The 16292-nt window shown below is 71.5% G+C and carries 13 protein-coding genes; 7 read left to right on the forward strand and 6 right to left on the reverse strand.

All coding sequences use genetic code 11. The features are described 5' to 3' along the window. Positions 1-74: 74 nt before the first annotated feature. The gene (locus tag ACWD04_RS30100; protein WP_451136905.1) at positions 75-473 is read right to left on the reverse strand and encodes a ribonuclease domain-containing protein; all 399 of its coding nucleotides are present in this window, start codon (positions 471-473) and stop codon (positions 75-77) included. 251 nt (positions 474-724) lie between these two features. On the opposite strand from ACWD04_RS30100, the gene ACWD04_RS30105 reads away from it, so the two are divergent. Further along, complete coding sequence (locus ACWD04_RS30105) at positions 725-1135, forward strand: ATP-binding protein (RefSeq protein ID WP_451136906.1); 411 nt, start codon at positions 725-727, stop codon at positions 1133-1135. 3 nt (positions 1136-1138) lie between these two features. On the opposite strand, the gene ACWD04_RS30110 is transcribed toward ACWD04_RS30105, so the two are convergent. Next, positions 1139-2224, reverse strand: a complete 1086-nt coding sequence (locus tag ACWD04_RS30110) for a DUF2637 domain-containing protein (RefSeq protein WP_451136907.1) — start codon at positions 2222-2224, stop codon at positions 1139-1141. Between the two features lie 204 nt (positions 2225-2428). After that, entirely contained in the window at positions 2429-3277 is an 849-nt protein-coding gene (locus ACWD04_RS30115; RefSeq protein WP_451136908.1) for a (2Fe-2S)-binding protein, read from the reverse strand. 141 nt (positions 3278-3418) lie between these two features. Between ACWD04_RS30115 and ACWD04_RS30120 the strand changes: the two genes are divergently transcribed. Further along, positions 3419-4165: a GntR family transcriptional regulator gene (locus ACWD04_RS30120; RefSeq protein ID WP_451136909.1), complete on the forward strand. Its 747-nt coding sequence runs from the start codon at positions 3419-3421 to the stop codon at positions 4163-4165. A 43-nt stretch (positions 4166-4208) separates the two neighbouring features. Here the strand turns inward: ACWD04_RS30120 and ACWD04_RS30125 are convergent, their stop codons facing one another. Further along, positions 4209-4994 carry a hypothetical protein gene (locus tag ACWD04_RS30125; RefSeq protein ID WP_451136910.1) on the reverse strand — a complete coding sequence of 262 codons (786 nt, stop codon included), beginning with the start codon at positions 4992-4994 and terminating at the stop codon, positions 4209-4211. 193 nt (positions 4995-5187) lie between these two features. Further along, positions 5188-6903, reverse strand: a complete 1716-nt coding sequence (locus ACWD04_RS30130; protein WP_451136911.1) for a PucR family transcriptional regulator — start codon at positions 6901-6903, stop codon at positions 5188-5190. 281 nt (positions 6904-7184) lie between these two features. Here ACWD04_RS30130 and ACWD04_RS30135 point away from each other — a divergent pair, with 281 nt between their 5' ends. The 5 genes from ACWD04_RS30135 (at position 7185) to ACWD04_RS30155 (ending at position 13925) form a co-directional block, all read left to right on the forward strand. Then, the gene (locus tag ACWD04_RS30135; protein ID WP_451136912.1) at positions 7185-8072 is read left to right on the forward strand and encodes an FAD binding domain-containing protein; all 888 of its coding nucleotides are present in this window, start codon (positions 7185-7187) and stop codon (positions 8070-8072) included. A 2-nt stretch (positions 8073-8074) separates the two neighbouring features. Next, on the forward strand, positions 8075-8671 hold the full coding sequence (locus tag ACWD04_RS30140) for a (2Fe-2S)-binding protein (protein ID WP_451136913.1): 597 nt from the start codon (positions 8075-8077) through the stop codon (positions 8669-8671). A gap of 2 nt (positions 8672-8673) precedes the next feature. Next, the gene (locus ACWD04_RS30145) at positions 8674-11091 is read left to right on the forward strand and encodes a xanthine dehydrogenase family protein molybdopterin-binding subunit (RefSeq protein ID WP_451136914.1); all 2418 of its coding nucleotides are present in this window, start codon (positions 8674-8676) and stop codon (positions 11089-11091) included. Between the two features lie 194 nt (positions 11092-11285). After that, complete coding sequence (locus ACWD04_RS30150; protein WP_451136915.1) at positions 11286-12743, forward strand: NCS2 family permease; 1458 nt, start codon at positions 11286-11288, stop codon at positions 12741-12743. A gap of 42 nt (positions 12744-12785) precedes the next feature. Then, positions 12786-13925 (forward strand): XdhC family protein, encoded by a 1140-nt coding sequence (locus ACWD04_RS30155; protein WP_451136916.1) that lies wholly within the window; start codon positions 12786-12788, stop codon positions 13923-13925. A gap of 461 nt (positions 13926-14386) precedes the next feature. Here the strand turns inward: ACWD04_RS30155 and ACWD04_RS30160 are convergent, their stop codons facing one another. Beyond that, complete coding sequence (locus tag ACWD04_RS30160) at positions 14387-15934, reverse strand: peptidoglycan-binding protein (protein WP_451136917.1); 1548 nt, start codon at positions 15932-15934, stop codon at positions 14387-14389. Between the last annotated feature and the right edge of the window lie 358 nt (positions 15935-16292).

Raw genomic sequence — 16292 nt, forward strand, 5'->3', positions numbered from 1 at the left:
GCTCTTTCCCGGCTCCGGTCCGATGGTCCGCGCCGCAGGTGGGGGACTACGGCGCGGACCGGACCGGGGGTGGGTCAACAGCCGTGGTCGACCAGGTCGAAGGACTCGTAATGGTCCGCGGTGTAGTAGTCCTCCTCGACCTCTTCGCCCGTCACGATCCGGCGGGCCCCGCGGTCCGAGGAGCCGGGCGTGATGACCGTGTACTCGTGGTAGTAGCCGGTGCTCTGGCCGGGGAGCAGTGCTTCCCGGTTCTGGAAGACGGTGCCGTCCTGGTCGTACGGGAACGGGCCGCCCGCCTCGATGAGGTCGAGCGTGTCATGGGCCTGGGACGGCAGTGCGGAGTAGCAGATGCTGCCGACTGCGGCGGCCGAGGGAATCGTCGCGGCCGATGCGGTGACCGGCCCGCCGACGAAGAGGACGGACAGGAGGGCGCCGATGCCGCCGAGCGTGGTGATCCGTGGGGGGATTCGCATACCCACCATGATGACGCGCGTAGATCCCCATCCGTCAACGCCAACACGAGTGAATATTTGTGCAGTTGACTGCGGGTACGGAAAGGTTTTGCGCTGGTTGTGCGCCCGGGGTTGCGAGCGGCCCGTTCATATGTTGACGCCTCGGGACGCGTGAGTGCTGCGCAGTGGGGCATGCATCCCGTGTAGGCGTTCGAGACATGACGGCATGAAACGGAATCCAGGGAGGCCGATTCACCGTGCGTGCGGGGGACATGACGAAGCGACAGAAGAGCCCGCCGATGCGGCTGCGCCGCAGACTCGGGCACACCGATCTGTCGGGAGTGGGGGAGATACGCGCCGCGCTGCGGGAGTTTCTGCGCTATCGCAGGCGACCGGAGGAGACGGAGGTGGCGGAGCTCCTGCTCAGCGAGCTGGTGACGAACGCGCTCATCCACACGAGGAACGGCGCCGTGGTCACGGTGACCTCCGCACCCGCACGACTGCGGGTGGAGGTACGCGACTTCGTGAGCGGACAGGAGCCCGCGCCGTACGTACCGAACGCCGACGACGGTACGCACGGCAGGGGACTGCTCCTCGTCCAGAGCCTGGCGGACTCCTGGGGAGTCACGACGCAGGCGCTGGGTAAGGTGGTCTGGTTCGAGCTGAACGCAGGTGTCTCCTGAGGCTCAGCCGAACTGCTGCTCCAGGTCCTTCAGTTTCTGCTCCAGCGAATCGAGCCGGGGCAGGGCCTGGGTGTCGTCCTCGGCAGTGAGGTCGACGGTCGTGGCATCACCGCTGGTGGTCTGTGTCGAAGTACTCCTGGAATTCGATCCGCTCACGGCTTGCAGGGATGGCCGGGGGCGCAAGGGCAGTTGTCCCTGCTCTGTTAAGGCAGGCTCCGCGACGGCCGGTGGGCCGCCGCCTGATGCCGGGGCGATGGCCTGGACGTCGATCTGGCGTCCGGTCCGGCTGCCGCGCCCCCAGACCCGGTGCTGCCGGTTCAGGGCCTTGATGCGGGCCCTGTCCAGCTTCACCTGGTCCCTTCTGCGGTGCCGGTCCTGTTCCTTCTCCCGGCGGTCCTCGCGTACCTCGTCCACCGCCTCGTCCAGGGTGCGTACGCCCTCGAGGAGCATCAGTGACCAGGCACCGAAGGTCTCCCGGGGCGCACGCAGCCACCGGACGATCCGGATCTGCGGCAACGGGCGGGGCACCAGGCCCTGTTCGCGCAGCGCCGCTCGGCGCGTCTGCTTCAGCGCGCGGTCGAACAGCACGGCCGCCGAGAGCGACATCCCTGCGAAGAAGTGCGGGGCGCCCGCGTGATCCATCCCGCGCGGTGCGTGCACCCAGTTGAACCAGGCGGCGGCCCCGGCGAAGGTCCACACCAGCAGCCTGGAACCCAGGGCGGCGTCTCCGTGGCTGGCCTCGCGCACCGCGAGCACCGAACAGAACATCGCGGCACCGTCGAGGCCGAAGGGTACGAGGTACTCCCAGCCCCCGGTGAGGCTGAGGTTTTGCCGGCCGAAGCCGACGAGCCCGTGGAAGGAGAGCGCGGCGGCGACCGCGGCACAGCAGAACAGCAGGACGTAGGAGGCGGTGGCGTAGAGCGCCTCCTTGCGCCTGCGGCGCTCCTCGCTGCGTTCCCAGCTGTCGTCGGCCGCGGCCTTCCCAGCGGCGCGCTTGCCGCGCGCGACCACCGTCACCGCCGCCATGACCCCCACGAGCAGCACGGCGCCCGGAAGCAGCCAGTCAAGCGATATGTCGGTCAGTCTCATGCGCGGTCCCTTGCGTCACGTAGGGCGTTTCGGGCGCCATCGTGACGGAAAGACCGCCGTGCTCAGGGGGTTTCGGGGCAAGTGAACGCGATTGGGGTGGCTGGGCTCATCGTTGGACGGAATCTTTTCGAATGTCTGCGCGGAGAGACCGGATTACGTGCGAATTGTGGTCGCCCGTCGGAGTGGTGTGAGTCGCCGCAGGGCTCAGGCGGCCGTCGTCAGCTTCCGGACGCGGTCGGCGTCGGAGCTGCGCGGGCAGGTGACGCAGGTGTCCTCGGGCCTCACGGTGTAGAAGAGGCAGCAGCTCGCGCGGTCGCGCGTCGGGAGCGACTCGCCGTCGGGCCCGGTCAGTTCCCGGAAGCCGGCGGTGCCCACGTACGGCTTGGTGGTGCCCGGCAGCAACAGTTCGAGCTCACTCATCGCGCGACCCTCCTCGCCGAGCAGATGGGCGACGTACCAGAGCCCCTCGACGATGTCGTCCGTCGCCATCCCCCACAGGGCACGTTTCCCGCGCCGCATGCGCGGCCGGAAGCCGTCCAGCACCGGGCCGATGTGCTGTGCCACGGAATCGAGGACCTCGGCCCGCAGCGCCGACTCGTCCGGGACGATCCGGGCCCCGGGCAGCCCGGCCGCCGGGTCGTCGGGCAGGCAGGCGAACTCGCTCACGCGGAGGGTCAGATGACCCAGGCCCCGGTGGAAGGAGACATCGGCCACGGGGATCCGGGGTACCCGGCGGTGCGTGAACCACGGCAGCGTCACCAGGAGGCAGGCCGGCCAGGCATAGCGGTGCAGTCCGAGGCTCGCCACCACGTCGGGGCGGGCCTGGGTGCCGTAGTCCCGCAGTACCTGTGCCTCGTCCCAGGCCAGGAAGTCGTCCAGCACGGCACCGCCCGCCGCGAGCTCGGCGGCGCCGACCCATCCGCCGCCCGAAGGTGCCGCGACGTCATCGGTGAGCACCTCGGCGCGCATTCCGGGGAAGACTTCGGCCAGGCGGGCGTACGCCGCCGTCAGCGGGGACGGGGCGGGGGCGGCGAGGAGAGCGGGCACGGTCATTCAGGGACCACCGAATCACGATCTTTACAGGTAAGCCTTACCTTACCCGAAGAGGTCGGTGTTTGAACTGCGGCCCGCTCCGCCTATCGTGCACAAGGGGTCGGCGCACGCGCGTCGGCCCGCCAGTGCGAGGAGGTCCCGGTGGAGCAGGGCAGAGCGCGTGAGGACGCGTGGCCGTACGCGTCCGCGGGCATCCCGCCGGACGTCAGCGTGCCCGAGCAGGCGCGCGGAGAACACACCCACAGCGAACCGCCCGCTTCCCGTGGGGTCCAGCGGCACTCCGTACGCGGTCAGATCCTGGACGCCCTGCGCGCCGCGCTCGTCGGTGGCGAGCTGGCCCCTGGGGAGGTCTACTCCGCCCCGGCGCTCGGCGCCCGCTTCGGCGTGTCCGCGACCCCGGTGCGCGAGGCGATGCAGCAGCTGGCCGTTGAGGGCGCGGTCGAGGTCATGCCGAACCGCGGCTTCCGGGTCAGCGAAAGGGGCCCCCGCGAGCTGGCGGAGCTCGCCGAGGTGCGCGCCCTGCTCGAGGTCCCCGTCATGCTGCGGCTCGCCCGCACCGTCCCGGCGGCCGGCTGGTGCGCGCTGCGCCCGCTGGCCGACGCCACGGTCGCGGCGGCCGCCGTGGGCGACCGGGCGGCGTACGCGGAGAGCGATCGCGCCTTCCATCGCGAGGTGCTCGCGCTGGCCGGGAACCAGCAGCTCGTGTCGGTCGCCGACGACCTCCACCGCCGCTCACAGTGGCCCCTGGTCAGCAGCCCCGCCGGCCGCCGGGCCGAACTGCTCGCCGACGCCGCGGAGCACACCGCCCTGCTGGACGCGCTCATCGCCCGGGACCTCACGGTGGTGCGGTCCCTCGTACGCGAACACTTTCACGGGGCCGACGTCTGACGGCCCCCCGCCGGGCCAATTCTGCCCGGCGGGGCGCGGTCCGTCAGTTCGCCTCGACGGTCTCCGGGGCCGGCGGCTCCAGGCGGGGGGCCAGCCAGGTCGGTACGCCGCCCAGCAGCCGGAACAGCCGGCCCGCCTCGGCACGCAGCCGGGCGGCCGCCTCGGGTTCCGGCTCCGCGTCCGCGAGCGAGATGAGCGCCGGAGCCGTTCCCACGAGGTAGCCCAGCTCCTCCCTCAACCGCAGCGACTCCGCGAAGCCGTGCCGTGCCTCCGCCAGTTCGCCCTCGCCCAGGGCGAGCGAGGCGAGGTGCCGCCAGGTGAAGGAGAGCAGGAGCTCGTCACCGCGGGCCGCGGCACCGGCGTGCGCCCTGCGGTAAGCGGCTCGGGCGGACTGGGGCGAATCGGCGATGTTCTGGGCGATCAGGCCCCGGCGGAAGTCCAGCAAGGGCCGGCCGGGGGCCGCGGGGGAGAGCAGGGCCGCGGCCCTGCTGAGCGCCACGCTGGCCTCGTCGGCCCGGTCGCGTGCCCCGAGCAGGGTCGAGGCGTAGGCGAGGTAGCCGCGTTCGCAGGCTGCCGCTCCGCGCGCGGAATCGTCATGGGCGAGCGCCTCCGCGGTACGCAGCGCGTCCTCGGCATCCGTCCAGCCGGTGCCCGTGTAGAGGCACCGCTCGGTCAGCAACGAGGTCCGCTGGAGAGCGGCCGCGGGGTCGGTGGCCGCCCGGGGTTCGAGCAGCGCGGCCGCGTCCGTCCAGCAGGCCCGTGAGCGCAGCCGCCATACCGCGGTCTGGAGGGGCGGATCGTCATCTGCGGTCGTTCCGGAACCAGACATGGCGGTATGCGCCACATTGCCCTCCCCGAGCGCGCCATCGAGCTGTGGAGGCCGGGCCGGCGACCGCCGGTCGGCCAGGGTCTGCGCGCATCTCAGCACGGAATGGCACGCCGGGCCAAGGGGTGGGATCAATGTCAGGTGAAAGTTTTCACAATCGCCTGGAACCCGGAAGGACTGTGATACACCCGAGAAGTCAGCTCATACGCAGGGCGAGGAAGAAGTCGAGCTTGTCCTCGAGGCGCGAAAGGTCACGTCCCGTCAACTGCTCGATACGTCCGACGCGATAGCGCAGTGTGTTGACGTGCAGGTGCAGCCGGGCCGCGCAGCGGGTCCAGGAACCGTCGCAGTCGAGGAAGGTTTCCAGCGTCTCGATCAGCTCTGCGCGGTGCCGCCGGTCGTAGTCCCGCAGCGGGTCCAGGAGCCGGGCGGTGAAGGCGCGGCGGACGTCGTCCGGGACGAAGGGCAGCAGCAGGACGTGCGAGGCGAGCTCGTGGTGGCCGGCGGCGCAGACGGGACCCGGCCGGGCCGCGGCGACCCGGCGGGCGTGCCGGGCCTCCTCCAGCGCACCGCGCAGCCCCTCGGCGGAATGGACGGCGGCGCTGACACCCAGTGTCAGGCGGCCGTCGGTCGAGAGGCCCTCGGAGAGCGGCGCGCGGACGGTGTCCAGCAGGGCGTCGGCGTGCAGCGCGGCAACCTGCCACTCCACGGTGGCAGGGCTCTCCGCCGCCGCGTTCCCGTCGGGGCCCGGACCGGCGAGCGCGGTCAGCGGTACGAGGGCGACGGCCTCCTCGTCCGTGTGCGCCACGGCGATCCGGTCCGCCGAGTCGGGGCTCGTCACCGCCGGGTCGACCAGGATCTCCTCCAGCAGGGCCTGCGCGGCCCGGCCGCCCGGCAGGTCCGTACCCTCCGCCGCCCACTCGACCCGGGCCACCACGACCTGCCAGTGCGGCGCCGTGCCGAGACCCGGCAGCAGGACGGGGGCGGCCACCCTCAGCCTGGCCGCGATCTCGGCCGGCGCGGCGCCCGTCTGTACCAGCTCCAGGATCTCCTGGGCGAGCCTGCGGCGTACCGCGCGGGCGGCGTCGCGGCGGTCCCGTTCGACGGCGATCAACTGGGTGACGCCCTGGAGCAGGTCCAGACGGGCCGCCGGCCAGTCGCCGGCGTCTGCCGCCACGGCCAGCAGCCAGTCCGAGAGCACGGACTCGCGTACATCGCGGAGCGGGGCGGGCAGGTCACCCCGGCCGGTGTTCCGGATCGGGAACAGCGAATAGGCCGTGCCGTCCACCTCCGCGCGGTGCGGCCCCGGGTGCCCGGTACGGGTCGCCGCGAGGTGTCGGCCGGCCAGCTCCGCGCCGGTACGAGGGGGCAGGGGCTCGCCCGCTCCGGCGATCTGCCGGCCCGTGGGGGACAGGACCCAGGCGTGCAGGTCCAGGTCGGAGGTGAGGAGGTCGAGAACCACCTCGGGGCCCCCGCCGGCCGGGCCCGAGGTCATCAGCCTGCGGTGGCGGTCGACGACCGCGGCGAGGTCACCGGCCCGCTCGCCGGAGACCTGGCGCACCACGTGCTCGGTGATGGTTGCGAACGCCACGGTCTCGTCGACCGCGAAGAGCGGGAGCCGGTGCCGCAGACACGCCGCGACCAGATCGTCCGGGACGGCTCCGAGCTCCGCCTCCCCCGCGGCCAGGCCGACCACCCCGGCGTTCGCCAGGATCCGGACGAACGGCTCCGAGTCCGACGCGTCACGGCGCCACGCCAGACCCGTGAGGACCAGCTCTCCGCCGGAGAGATAGCGGCTGGGGTCCCGCAGGTCGGTCGTCATGACGCCCCGGACCGAACGGTCCAGCTCGTCCTCGCCGCCGAGCAGCCGCAGGCCCAGCGCCTCGGTGTCCAGCAGTGCGCGCAGCCGCATCGTCGATTGCCGCCGATCTCTTCGTTGGTGCGGGGGACGGCGGAGGTCACCTGTCAATTGCGGTGAAGTTACGGGCATCCGCCATTCGTTCGAATCTACAAGACCGGGACGGGGACCAGCCAATTCCTTCATGGTTTCGGTGACTGCACCCGGATGGAGCAAGCCTTGTGTACTGAGTCACACACCGTGTCAACAACACAGGGACAACCCCGGCGAAGGCCGGCGGGCCGGCCGTCCCCAGCCCCGGCCGAACGCTCCGATCGAGAAGAAGAGAGCCACTCATGGACTTCCTTCGCCCCGCCAGCTGGGAGGAGGCGCTCGCCGCCAAGGCCGAGCACCCGACGGCTGTGCCCCTCGCGGGTGGCACCGACGTGATGGTCGAGATCAATTTCGACCACCGGCGGCCCGAACACCTCATGGACCTGAACCGCATCGGTGAGCTGTCCGAGTGGCAGGTCGGCCCCGACGCCGTACGCCTCGGCGCCTCCGTGCCGTACAGCGCCGTCATGGAGCACCTGAGGGCCCAGCTGCCCGGTCTCGCCCTCGCCTCACACACCGTCGCCTCGCCGCAGATCCGCAACCGAGGCGGCGTCGGCGGCAACCTGGGCACCGCCTCGCCCGCCGGGGACGCCCACCCGGCGCTGCTCGCCGCGGGCGCCGAGGTCGAAGCCGCGTCCGTACGGGGGACGCGGATGATCCCGATCGACGACTTCTACACCGGCGTCAAGCGCAACGCCCTCGCCCCGGACGAGCTGATCCGGGCCGTGCACATCGAGAAGGCCGACGGACCGCAGCAGTACTCCAAGGTCGGCACCCGCAACGCCATGGTCATCGCCGTCTGCGCCTTCGGCCTCGCCCTCCACCCCGGGACCCGCACCGTACGCACCGGTATCGGTTCCGCGGCCCCGACCCCGGTACGCGCGAAGGACGCGGAGGCCTTCCTGACCGCCGCGCTGGACGAGGGCGGGTTCTGGGAGAGCGGAAAGGTCATCACCCCTTCCGTGGCCAAGCAGTTCGCCCGGCTGGCCGCCGGGGCCTGCAACCCCATCGACGACGTACGGGGCACCGCCGCCTACCGCAGGCACGCCGTCGGCATCATGGCCCGCCGCACGCTGGGCTGGACCTGGGAGCAGTACCGGGCGGGCCGCACCCTCGAAGGAGCTGCTTGATAATGCGAGTGAACTTCACGGTCAACGGCCGTCAGCAGGAAGCCGACGACGTCTGGGAGGGCGAGTCCCTCCTGTACGTCCTGCGCGAGCGCATGGGCCTCCCCGGCTCCAAGAACGCCTGCGAACAGGGAGAATGCGGCTCCTGCACGGTCCGCCTCGACGGTGTGCCGGTCTGTTCCTGTCTCGTCGCCGCAGGCCAGGCCGAGGGCCGCGAGATCGTCACGGTCGAGGGCCTCGCGGACTACGCCAGGCACCGCGACGACGCCCACCCCGGCACCGGCTGCGCCGCCGGCACCTGCGGCACCTCGCTCGACGCCGCCCAGCGGTGGCAGGCCAGGCCCACCGACGGGCAGAGCGCCGAGGCAGCGGAACTCTCCCCCGTCCAGCAGGCGTTCATCGACGCCGGCGCCGTGCAGTGCGGCTTCTGCACCCCCGGCCTGCTGGTCGCCGCCGACGAACTGCTCGAGACGCAGCCCTCCCCGTCCGACCAGGACATCCGCGAGGCGCTCTCCGGCAACCTCTGCCGCTGCACCGGTTACGAGAAGATCCTCGACGCGGTCCGCCTCGCGGCCGCCCGTCAGGAAGAGGCGGTCCGATAGCCATGGCGCTGCACCCACGAGCCGTATCCGTACCGGCCGGCACCCCCACCAAGATCACCCAGGGCTCCAAGACGCGGGGTGGCATCGGTGAGTCCACGCTGCGCCCCGACGGCACCCTCAAGGTCACCGGCGAGTTCGCGTACTCCTCGGACATGTGGCACGAGGACATGCTGTGGGGCCACACACTCCGCTCCACCGTCGCGCACGCCGAGATCCGCTCCATCGACATCGGCGAGGCCGTCGCCACCCCCGGCGTCTACGCCGTCCTGACCTACGACGACCTGCCCGCGGGGATGAAGAACTACGGGCTGGAGATCCAGGACACCCCGGTCCTCGCCCACGGCAAGGTCCGCCACCACGGCGAGCCCGTGGCGCTCGTCGCCGCGGACCATCCCGAGACCGCGCGCCGCGCAGCCGCCAAGATCCGGATCGACTACGCCGAACTGCCGGTCGTCACCGACGAGGAATCCGCGACCGCCCCCGACGCGGTCCTGGTCCACGAGGGCCGCACGGACCACCACATCGGCCACGTCCCGCACCCCAACATCGTCCACCGCCAGCCCGTCGTCCGAGGCGACGCCGACGCGGCTGCCGAGCGGGCCGACGTGATCGTCACCGGTGACTACGTCTTCGGGATGCAGGACCAGGCCTTTCTCGGCCCCGAGTCCGGCCTCGCCGTACCGTCCGTGGACGGCGGCGTCGAGCTGTACGTGGCCACCCAGTGGCTGCACTCCGACCTCCGCCAGATCGCCCCCGTCCTGGGGCTCCCCGAGGACAAGGTCCGCATGACGCTCTCCGGCGTCGGCGGCGCCTTCGGCGGACGCGAGGACCTGTCGATGCAGATCCACGCCTGCCTGCTGGCGCTGCGCACCGGTAAGCCCGTCAAGATGGTCTACAACCGCTTCGAGTCCTTCTTCGGGCACGTCCACCGGCACCCCGCGAAGCTGCACTACGAGCACGGCGCCACCAAGGACGGCAGGCTCACCCACATGAAGTGCCGAATCGTGCTGGACGGGGGTGCCTATGCCTCCACCTCCCCGGCCGTCGTCGGCAACGCGGCCTCGCTCGCGGCCGGGCCGTACGTGGTCGAGGACGTCGACATCGAGGCGCTCGCCCTCTACTCCAACAACCCGCCCTGCGGCGCCATGCGCGGCTTCGGCGCGGTCCAGGCGTGCTTCGCGTACGAGGCGCAGATGGACAAGCTGGCCGCCGCCCTGGACATGGACCCCGTCGAGCTGCGGCAGCTGAACGCCATGGAGCAGGGCACCCTCCTCCCCACCGGACAGCCCGTCGACTCGCCGGCCCCCGTCGCCGAACTGCTGCGCCGGGTCAAGGCCCGCCCGATGCCGCCCGAGCAGCAGTGGCTCTCGGCCGACGCCGAGGGCAGCTCCGTCGACGTACGCGCCCTGCCCGGCGGACTGTCCAACACGACCCACGGCGAAGGCGTCGTACGCGGCGTCGGTTATGCCGTCGGGCTGAAGAACGTCGGCTTCTCCGAGGGCTTCGACGACTACTCCACCGCCCGGGTACGGATGGAGGTCATCAACGGCGAACCGGTGGCCACCGTGCACACCGCGATGGCCGAGGTCGGGCAGGGCGGTGTCACCGTCCACGCCCAGATCGCGCGTACCGAACTCGGTGTCAGCCAGGTGACCATCCACCCGGCTGACACCCGGGTGGGCTCCGCCGGCTCCACCTCCGCCTCCCGCCAGACGTACGTCACCGGCGGAGCCGTGAAGAACTCCTGCGAGGCCGTCCGGGAACGTGTCCTGGAGATCGGCCGCCGCAAGTTCGGTACGTACCACCCCGCCTGGGCCACCGCCGAACTCCTCCTGGAGGGCGGCAAGGTCGTCACCGACGCGGGCGAGGTGCTCGCCCCGCTGGCCGAGGTGCTGGAGGGCGAGGCCGTCGACATCGAGCTGGAGTGGCGCCACCGGCCCACCGAGGCCTTCGACCTGCGTACCGGACAGGGCAACGGCCATGTCCAGTACTCGTTCGCCGCGCATCGCGCGGTCGTGGAGGTCGACACCGAACTCGGCCTGGTCAAGGTCCTCGAGCTGGCGTGCGCCCAGGACGTCGGCAAGGCGCTCAATCCGTTGTCGGTCGAGGGACAGATCCAGGGCGGCACCACCCAGGGGCTGGGTGTCGCCGTGATGGAGGAGATCATCGTCGACCCGAAGACGGCGAAGGTGCGCAACCCTTCCTTCACCGACTATCTGATCCCCACCATCCTCGACACCCCGGCCATCCCGGTCGATGTGCTCGAGCTCGCCGACGACCACGCTCCGTACGGGCTACGCGGCATCGGCGAGGCCCCGACCCTGTCGTCCACCCCGGCCGTCCTCGCGGCGATCCGCGACGCGACAGGCCTGGAGCTCACCAGGACGCCGGTACGCCCCGAGCACATCACCGGCACCTGACGGGGCCGCCGGGAGGCTCCGGAGCCGTGCCCGTTCACCGTGCCGCACTCCTGGGTTCCCGCCCGACCGCTTCATCTGCACGAAGAGTTCGCCTCGGGCCGTCCCCCGGGTCGTGCCGCCACACAGCCATCCCAGATCCCGCAATCACGAGAGCTCCACGCGGGTGCCCCTGTGAACCTTGGGAGTCAGGCAACATGACCCAGCAGTCCGTGGAACCCAGGACGAGCGCGGAGGACGCGGGCCCCGGCTCACACGTCCCCGCCGGACGGTCCTGGCTCGACCGCTACTTCCACATATCCGAACGAGGATCGACCGTCGCGCGCGAAGTGCGCGGCGGCGTCACGACCTTCATGGCCATGGCGTACATCCTCCTGCTCAATCCGCTCATCCTCGGCGGCAGGGACATCGACGGCCAACTGCTCGGCCAGCCGGGCCTGATCACCGCCACCGCCCTCGCGGCGGCTGCCAGCACCCTGCTGATGGGCTTCGTCGGCAAGGTCCCCCTCGCGCTCGCGGCGGGACTGAGCGTCTCCGGCGTGCTCGCCTCGCAGGTCGCGCCGGCCATGACCTGGCCGCAGGCCATGGGCATGTGCGTGATCTACGGGCTGGTGATCTGCCTGCTGGTCGTCACCGGCCTCCGCGAGATGATCATGAACGCCATCCCGCTCGCGCTGAAGCACGGCATCACCATCGGTATCGGCCTCTTCATCGCTCTCATCGGCCTGTTCAAAGCCGGCTTCGTCCACAAGGGGGCGGCGACACCTCTCTCCCTCGGCCCGGCGGGTGAGCTCGCCGGATGGCCCGTCCTGATCTTCGCGACGACCCTGCTGCTGATCTTCATGCTGCAGGCACGCAACGTCCCCGGGGCGATCCTGATCGGCATCGTCGTCGGCACCCTGGCCGCGATCGTCGTCAACGCCGTCGCCGACATCGACCCCAAGGCGTGGAGCAGCGGTCCGCCCGAGCTGAGCGGCAGCGCGGTCTCCTCACCGGACTTCGCGCTCTTCGGGAACGTCGAGTTCGGGAGCTGGGGCGACATCGGCGTGATGACGGTCGGCGTGATCGTCTTCACGCTCGTGCTGGCCGGCTTCTTCGACGCGATGGCCACCATCATCGGCGTGGGCACGGAGGCGAAGCTGGCCGACGACGAGGGCCGGATGCCCGGCCTGTCGAAGGCGCTGTTCATCGACGGTGCGGGCGGTGCGATCGGCGGTGTGGCCGGGGGCTCCGGCCAGACGGTGTTCGTCGAGTCGGCGACCGGCGTCGGCGAGGGCGCCCGCACCGGGCTCGCCTCCGTCGTCACCGGGCTCTTCTTCGCCGCCTGCCTGTTCTTCACCCCGCTCACGGCGATCGTGCCGGCCGAGGTGGCCTCCGCCGCCCTGGTCGTCATCGGCGCCATGATGATGCAGAACGCGAGGCACGTGGACTGGAGCGACCGCTCCGTCGCCGTACCGGTCTTCCTCACCGTGGTCCTGATGCCGTTCACGTACACCATCACCACCGGTGTCGCCGCGGGCGTCATCTCGTACACGATCATCAAGCTCGCCCAGGGCAGGGCGCGCGAGGTCGGCGTCCTCATGTGGGTTTTGACGCCGGTATTCCTCGTCTACTTCGCCCTGCACCCGATCGAGAGTCTGCTGGGCGTCAGCTGACCCCGCCCGCCCCCTCATGCCTCTGCCAGAAGGAGAAACGCCATGCTGGACATCGCCGAAGAGCTCCACCGGTGGGTCGGGCAGGGACGCACGTTCGCCGTGGCCACCGTGGTGGCCGTCGGCGGCAGCGCGCCCCGGCAGCCGGGCGCCGCACTCGCCGTCGACAGCGAGGGCACGGCCGTCGGCTCGGTCTCCGGCGGATGTGTGGAGGGGGCGGTGTACGAGCTGTGCCGCCAGGCGATCGAAGACGGCACCACCGTGCGTGAGCGCTTCGGCTACAGCGACGACGACGCCTTCGCGGTCGGTCTGACCTGCGGTGGCGTCATCGACATCCTGGTGACCCCGGTGTGCGTGGACGACCCCGCGCGCCCGGTGTTCGCCGCCGGGTTCGCCGCCGCCTCGGAAGGCCGGGCGGCTGCGGTCGCCCGGGTCAGCGAGGGCCCGGAGATCCTGCTCGGCAGGCCCCTGCTCGTCCATGCGGACGGTACGTACGCGGGCGGGCTCGGCGGACATCCCGAACTGGACCGTACGGCCGCAGCCGAGGCCCGTGCGATGCTCGACGCGGGCCGCACCGGAGAAGTCGTCATCGGCGCCGAGGGTTCCCGCTGCGGCAGCCCTCTCACCCTGCTCGTCGAATCGAGCGTCCCACCGCCCCGGATGATCGTCTTCGGGGCCATCGACTTCGCCGCCGCCCTGGTGCGGGCCGGCCGCTTCCTCGGCTACCGCGTCACCGTCTGCGACGCCCGACCCGTCTTCGCCACGGCGGCCCGCTTTCCGGACGCCGACGAGATCGTCGTCGACTGGCCGCACCGCTATCTCGCCACCACCGACGTGGATGCACGGACGGTGCTCTGCGTGCTCACCCACGACGCCAAGTTCGACGTTCCGCTTCTCGAGCTGGCCCTGCGGCTGCCGGTCGGCTACGTCGGCGCGATGGGCTCGCGCCGCACGCATCTGGAGCGCAACGAGCGGCTGCGCGAGGCCGGGGTCACCGACCGTCAGCTGGCCGCGCTGCACTCGCCGATCGGGCTGGACCTGGGAGCCCGCACGCCGGAGGAGACCGCCCTCTCGATCGCGGCCGAGATCGTCGCGGACCGGCGCGGCGGCAGCGGTCTGCCGCTGAAGGGCGCCCACACCCCGATCCACCACGAGAGCCGCAGGCCGCCCGTCCCGGTGGCCTGAAGCAACTGCCCGTCCACACGCCGTACGAGCAGGGCACAGGCCGCCTCGACGTCAAGGCTCCGTCGACACCACGATCACGAGGTCCCGCGGATCACGGGCGCCGGCGCGGGCGGCCTCACCGGCGGCGGGCCGCCCTCTCCCGTGCCTTGCGCCGCGCGACGGTGTACTTCGACCAGTCGCCCCTGTGCCGGTCGCACCGGGAGGCGTCTTTCATCGCCAGCCGTCGGCAACGCGTGCCCTTCTGGGTGAGTGCCCCGCATGTCGACTGCGTACGAGCCATGTCCGGCCGCCCTCCGAGTCCCGTCGGCCGCGTGCCGACAGCGCCCAGATTCGCCTGTGGACACGGTACGGGGGAAGGCGTACCCGTGCCTTCCGGGTGCGCTCCGGAGCGCACGGGAGGCAGCACGAGGGACGGTACTCAGCGGGCAGGCGCGGAGCGCCGGAACCCGGTGCGGCGAGGATCAGAGTCCGGACTGCAGCGCCTTCCAGGTGTCGGGGCCGACGCTGCCGTCCACCGACAGCTTCCGGGCGTTCTGGTAGTCGCGGACGGCCTTGTCCGTGTCGGTGCCGAAGGAACCGTCGACGGACACGGTTCTGCCCAGCGCCGCGGTCAGTGCCCGCTGCAGCCGCTTGACCGCGTCACCCGAGGCGCCCGCGACGAGCGTCGGCGTGGTACCGGCGGAGAGCAGCGCGGTCCAGGTCCTCGGGCCGACCACGCCGTCGGCGCCGAGGCCGCGCGCCTTCTGGAACGCCCGTACGGCGCTGTCGGTGAGGGTGCCGAAGGTGCCGTCGGCGGTGCCGGCGGTGTACCCCTGCTGGTTGAGCAGCGTCTGTACCGCGGTCACCTGGGGACCCTGCGAGCCCGTTTTTTGGGTCGTGTACGACCGGAAGCTCAGTACGTCACTCCCGTTGGCGGAGCCGCCGACGAGCTGCATGTAGTAGGTCCAGTTCCAGTTGACGCCCGGGTCGGTGTGGTCGTTCCCGGGTGCCTCACTGTGCCCGATGACGTGCGCCCGGTCCTTGGGGATTCCGTACCGGTCGCACAGGTACGTCGTCAGTGCCGCCGAGGAGCGGTACATCGTGTCGGTGAACCACGACGGGTCGTCGATGAAGCCCTCGTGCTCGATGCCGAGCGACGATGCGTTGGCGCTCTTGGCGTGGTACGCGGTGTCCGCGTCGCGCACCATCTGGGTGATCCGACCGTCCGAGGAGCGGACCACGTAGTGGGAGCTGACCTTCGACGTCGCGTTCTGGAACCAGCTGATGGTTCCGGCGTACGAGCCCTGCGCGACGTGGATGACCACCTTGTCCAACGCCGCCGTACGGCCCGTGGTGAAGTTGGCGGAATGGGCGGCCACCCAGAGTGCCGAAGGGTAGTCCGGGCTCCGGGCGGTGACGTCGGCCTTCGCGAGGGGGCCCTTGTCGGGGGACACCGGACGGGACGTGACCGTGACCCGCTCGCCGCCGGCGACGGTGGCCCGCAGGCCCTGGGCGAGGAAGGTGTAGACGGTGTCGGCGTAGAGGGCGGCGACCGGGCCCTCGGTGCCGCTGTAGCGGGCCACGGCCGGATACCAGGCGTCGACGTCCGTCCGCTCGGCCTTGTCCAGACCCAGCGCGTCGGCGTGGTTCCGCAGCACGGCGGCGCCGCCCAGGATGTTGGCCTCGGTGTCCTCGCGGAGGTCGGCCGTGGACTCGCCCGTCAGCGCGGCGGCCTCCTCCAGGGAGTGGTTGACGGGGTTGCTCACCAGGTGCATCACGCCGTAGCCGTTGTCCTGGCTGGGGCGCCCGGCGTGCCCGTCCAGATGCGTCTCGCCGTAGCCGACGGCCGCGAGCAGGTCACGCGGTACGCCGAATGTCTCGGCGGCCTGCTCGAAGGCCTGGTTCACGGGGTTGGCGGCGGCGTCGGATGCGGCGACGGCCGGGTGGCCGGTGGCGACGAGGGCGGTGACGGTGAGAGAGGCCAGAACGGCTGTGCGGCCTCGGGTGTGGCCGGCGGGACGTCGGGGCATACCTGCTCCAGGTCTGTGGGGGAGAGGAAGGCCGCCCGGCCGGAGGGGACGGGCCGAGGGCCGCTGAGCCCGCACAAGCTACCTTTCTGTCGAGGGCATGACAATGTCCCCGCGCGTGTCCGCATACCTTTCACTCCGATGGAGTTGGGGCAGGTGTGGCGCCCTTCGTCCCGCCCGACGACTCGTACAACTCGGCCTGCTCCGCCATCCACTTGGACGGGCTCGTCCGTACCGCTCCGTGGTCCGGACGGCGGCGGCCAGGCGTACCGGTCCGGTGGGTACGGGGAACGCGGCGGGAGGGGCGGCCTCGGCAGTCATGCGGGGCGCGGTGGCGATACGGCGCGTCGAACGACCGGGG

It is taken from the genome of Streptomyces sp. NPDC002911, from assembly GCF_053591835.1.